The 3,590-nt window shown below is 72.4% G+C and carries 3 protein-coding genes and 1 riboswitch; all 3 genes read left to right on the top strand.

Annotated elements, in window-relative coordinates; translation table 11 throughout:
• Positions 1 to 597, top strand: a 597-nt coding sequence (locus FV230_RS25935) for a DUF2778 domain-containing protein (protein ID WP_147844434.1), incomplete at its 5' end; no start/stop codon positions are given.
• 68 nt (positions 598 to 665) lie between these two features.
• Positions 666 to 880: riboswitch (cobalamin riboswitch) on the top strand.
• 256 nt (positions 881 to 1,136) lie between these two features.
• A complete protein-coding gene (locus FV230_RS25940) occupies positions 1,137 to 3,152 on the top strand; it encodes a TonB-dependent receptor (RefSeq protein ID WP_246695005.1) in 2,016 nt (671 codons plus the stop codon).
• Between the two features lie 103 nt (positions 3,153 to 3,255).
• Positions 3,256 to 3,590: hypothetical protein (locus FV230_RS25945; protein WP_147844435.1), on the top strand; the 335-nt coding region annotated here is incomplete at its 3' end.

Consider the following 3,590-nt stretch of genomic DNA (forward strand, 5'->3'; position numbering starts at 1 on the left):
GCCCTGCGCCGCGCCCCGCGCCGGGTGCCCGAGGCGGTGCCGGCGCCCACCGCCGAGACGCCGTCGTTCTTCGAGGAGCTGTTCGCCGCGCGGAAGGACCCGGGCCCGGCTTTGGCCTACGCCGCCCTCGAGAGCCCCGGGCTGGAGCGGTCGCGCGGCCGCCTGTTCCCCAGCCCCGACGCGGGCGCCGGCACGGCGATCTACGACATCACCGCCCGCACCGTCCGCCTGCCGAACGGCGAGGTGCTGGAAGCCCATTCCGGCCTCGGCGCCAGCATGGACCATCCCGACTTCGTGCACCTGCGCATGCGCGGCTCGACCCCGCCGGGCACCTACGACCTCACCGAGCGCGAGGCTTTGTTCCACGGCGTGCGGGCGATCCGCCTCAACCCGGTGGGCGGCGCCGCCGCGATCCACGGCCGCGACGGGCTGCTGGCCCACACCTACATGCTCGGGCCGAGCGGCGCCTCGAACGGCTGCGTGTCCTTCCGGAACTACGACCGCTTCCTGCAGGCGTTCCTGCGCGGCGAGATCCGCCGCCTCGTCGTGGTGACCGGCCGCGGCGACGGCCCGGCCCGCTTCGCCGCGAGCCGCTGACGCCGTCACCGATCGGCCACACCCGGCGACGGCGTCCGAAAGCCGGATTGACGGGCCGGCGGCGCCCGACGCAACCTGCACGCGACGGTTCCTCATCGAGGATCAAAAGGGAACGCGGTGAGGGGAGGGCCCGACGGGGCCTTGCCCGAAGCCGCGGCTGCCCCCGCAACTGTAAGCGGCGAGCCTTCCACCACTGGACGTCACTGGATGCGCCGCATCCGGGAAGACGGTGGCGGGCGATGACCCGCGAGCCAGGAGACCTGCCGTCAGTCGTGGTCACACGCGAAGCGCGTAGGGCGGGGTGTTCCGGCGGGTGTCGAAGCCCCCGGCCGTCCGACGGACGGAGCGGTGGATCGGCCTCGTTCGCGGTGACGTGCCACGTCCGCGTCGCCCGAGGTCCCGTGTCCGCGTCCCAGTCCCCGCCCGTCTTCCGAACGCCAACCCTGCTCGCTCTCGCCTGCGCCGCCGCCCTCTCGGGCCCGGCCGCGCTGGCGCGCCCCGCCGCCGGGGAGGCCGAGGCGAACCTCGCCGAGATCTCCGTGACGGCCGACGATCCCAGGCCCGCCGCCGGGGCTGCGGCGAGCGCCGGCTACGTCGGCGGCACCATCGGCGCCGGCGGGGCGCTTCGGACGGTGGATGCGGCGAGCGCCGGCATCGTTTCCGGCGCCGAGATCAACAGCCGCCCGATCACGCGGCCGGGCGAGGTGCTCGAATCCGTGCCCGGCCTGATCGTCACCCAGCATTCGGGGGAGGGTAAGGCCAACCAGTTCTTCCTACGCGGCTTCAACCTCGACCACGGCACCGACATCGCGATCGAGGTCGACGGGATGCCGGTGAACATGCGCACGCACGCGCACGGCCAGGGCTACGCCGACATCAACTTCCTGATCCCCGAGCTCGTCGGCGCGGTGGCGTTCCACAAGGGGCCGTACTTCGTCCGCGACGGCGACTTCGCCTCGGCCGGCTCGGTACGGATCGACTACCTCGACACCGTCGCCAAGAACGTCGCGCTGACCTCGTTCGGCAGCTTCGGCTACGCGCGGGCGCTGACCATCGCCTCGGCCCCCCTCGGCCAGGGCAACCTGCTCGTGGCGGGCGAGGCGCAGGTCTACGACGGCCCGTGGGACGTGCCGGACGCGCTGCGCAAGGTGAACGGCGTGGTGCGCTACAGCCAGGGCACGGCGCTCGACGGGTTCTCGGTCACCGGCATGGCCTATGCCAGCCGCTGGGCCGCGACCAACCAGATCGCGTCGCGCGCGGTGTCGGAGGGGATCATCGGCCGCTTCGGCACCCTGAACCCGACCGACGGCGGCGACAGCAGCCGGTTCTCGCTCTCGGGCCGCTGGAGCATGACCGACGACACCGGCGTCACGCGGGCCTCGGCCTACGTCATCCGCTCGCAGCTCAACCTGTTCAACGACTTCACCTACTTCCTCAACGATCCGGTCAACGGAGACCAGTTCCACCAGCTCGACCAGCGCATCCTCGGCGGCGGCGAGGTGAGCCACGTCTTCCAGGGCGACCTGTTCGGGCATCCGATGGAGAACGAGATCGGGGTGCAGACCCGCACCGACGCGATCCGCGTCGGGCTGTTCAACACCGCGAACCGCCAGTTCCGCACGGGCGTCCTCGACGACCGGGTGCTGGAGGCGAGCGGGGCGTTCTACGTCGACAACCGCGTGCGCTGGACCGACTGGCTGCGCACCAGCGTCGGCTTCCGGGCCGACGGCTACTACGGCGACGTGGTCTCCGACACGGCGGCCAATTCCGGCAAGGCACGGGACGGCATCGTCAACCCGAAGCTCGGGCTGGTGCTGGGGCCGTGGTTCGACACCGAGCTCTACGTGAACTACGGCGGCGGCTTCCACTCGAACGACGTGCGCGGCGTGACCGCGACGGTCGACCCGGCGAGCCCCCTCTTCAACATCGCGCGCTCGCCCTTCCTCGTGCCCTCGACCGGCTACGAGGTCGGCATCCGCAACCGCTCGATCGCCGGGCTGGAGACCGCATTGGCCTTGTTCCGCCTCGATTTCGCGTCGGAGAACCTGTTCCAGGGCGACACCGGCACGACGGAGCCGAGCCGGCCGAGCCGCCGCTTCGGCATCGAGTGGACCAACCGCTACGCGGTGACGCCGTGGCTGAGGCTGGAGGGGGACCTCACCGTCACCAATGCCCGCTTCTCCGACGTCGACCCGGTCGGCAACCGCATCCCCGAGGCGCCGACCACGATCGCGTCGGCTGGGTTCACCTTCGGCGAGGGCCTCGGCTGGTTCGGCGCGATGCGGCTGCGCTACTTCGGCCCGCGCCCGCTGATCGAGGACAATTCCGTGCGCTCGAAGCCGACGGCGCTGCTCAACGGCCGCGTCGGCTACCATTTCGACAACGGCCTCAGCCTGTCGCTCGACGTGCTGAACCTGACAAAGGCCAAGTCGGACCAGATCACCTACTACTATATCTCGCGCCTGCCGGGCGAACCGGCCGACGGCGTCGCCGACCGGCACTTCCACCCGGTCGAGCCCACCGCCGTGCGGCTGACGCTGGCCGGGCGGTTCTGAGCGGCGGCCCTCGATCCGAGCGGCAGGCCCGGCGAAAACGGCCTCGCACGGTTCTGCCGCATTGACGGGGCGGCGGCCGGCGCCCTAGGCGTGGGGCATGCGCATGTGGCGGCCAGATTGGCAGGTCTGCCGCGCGGTCATCGCCGTGACCGCGCTCTACGCGCTCGCCCTGCAGGCCGTCCTCGGCGGGATGACGGGCGTGCGCACCCTCGACCCGGCGCACGCGCTCTGCCTGCAGGAATCCGGCGCGGACGGGCAGGGCCCGGCCGACGCGCCCCATCACGGCGACCACCTGGCATGCTGCACGGCCGCGCAGGCGATGCCGATGGCGGACGTGCCGGTTCCGGCGGCCGTCGCGGTCGCCCGGTCCGCTCCCCCGGCCGTCGACGTTCCGTGGCGTCCCGTCCTCGCCGCCGCCGCCCGCGCTCCGCCGGGCAT

This window comes from Methylobacterium sp. WL6 (genome assembly GCF_008040095.1).
GTDB lineage: Bacteria > Pseudomonadota > Alphaproteobacteria > Rhizobiales > Beijerinckiaceae > Methylobacterium.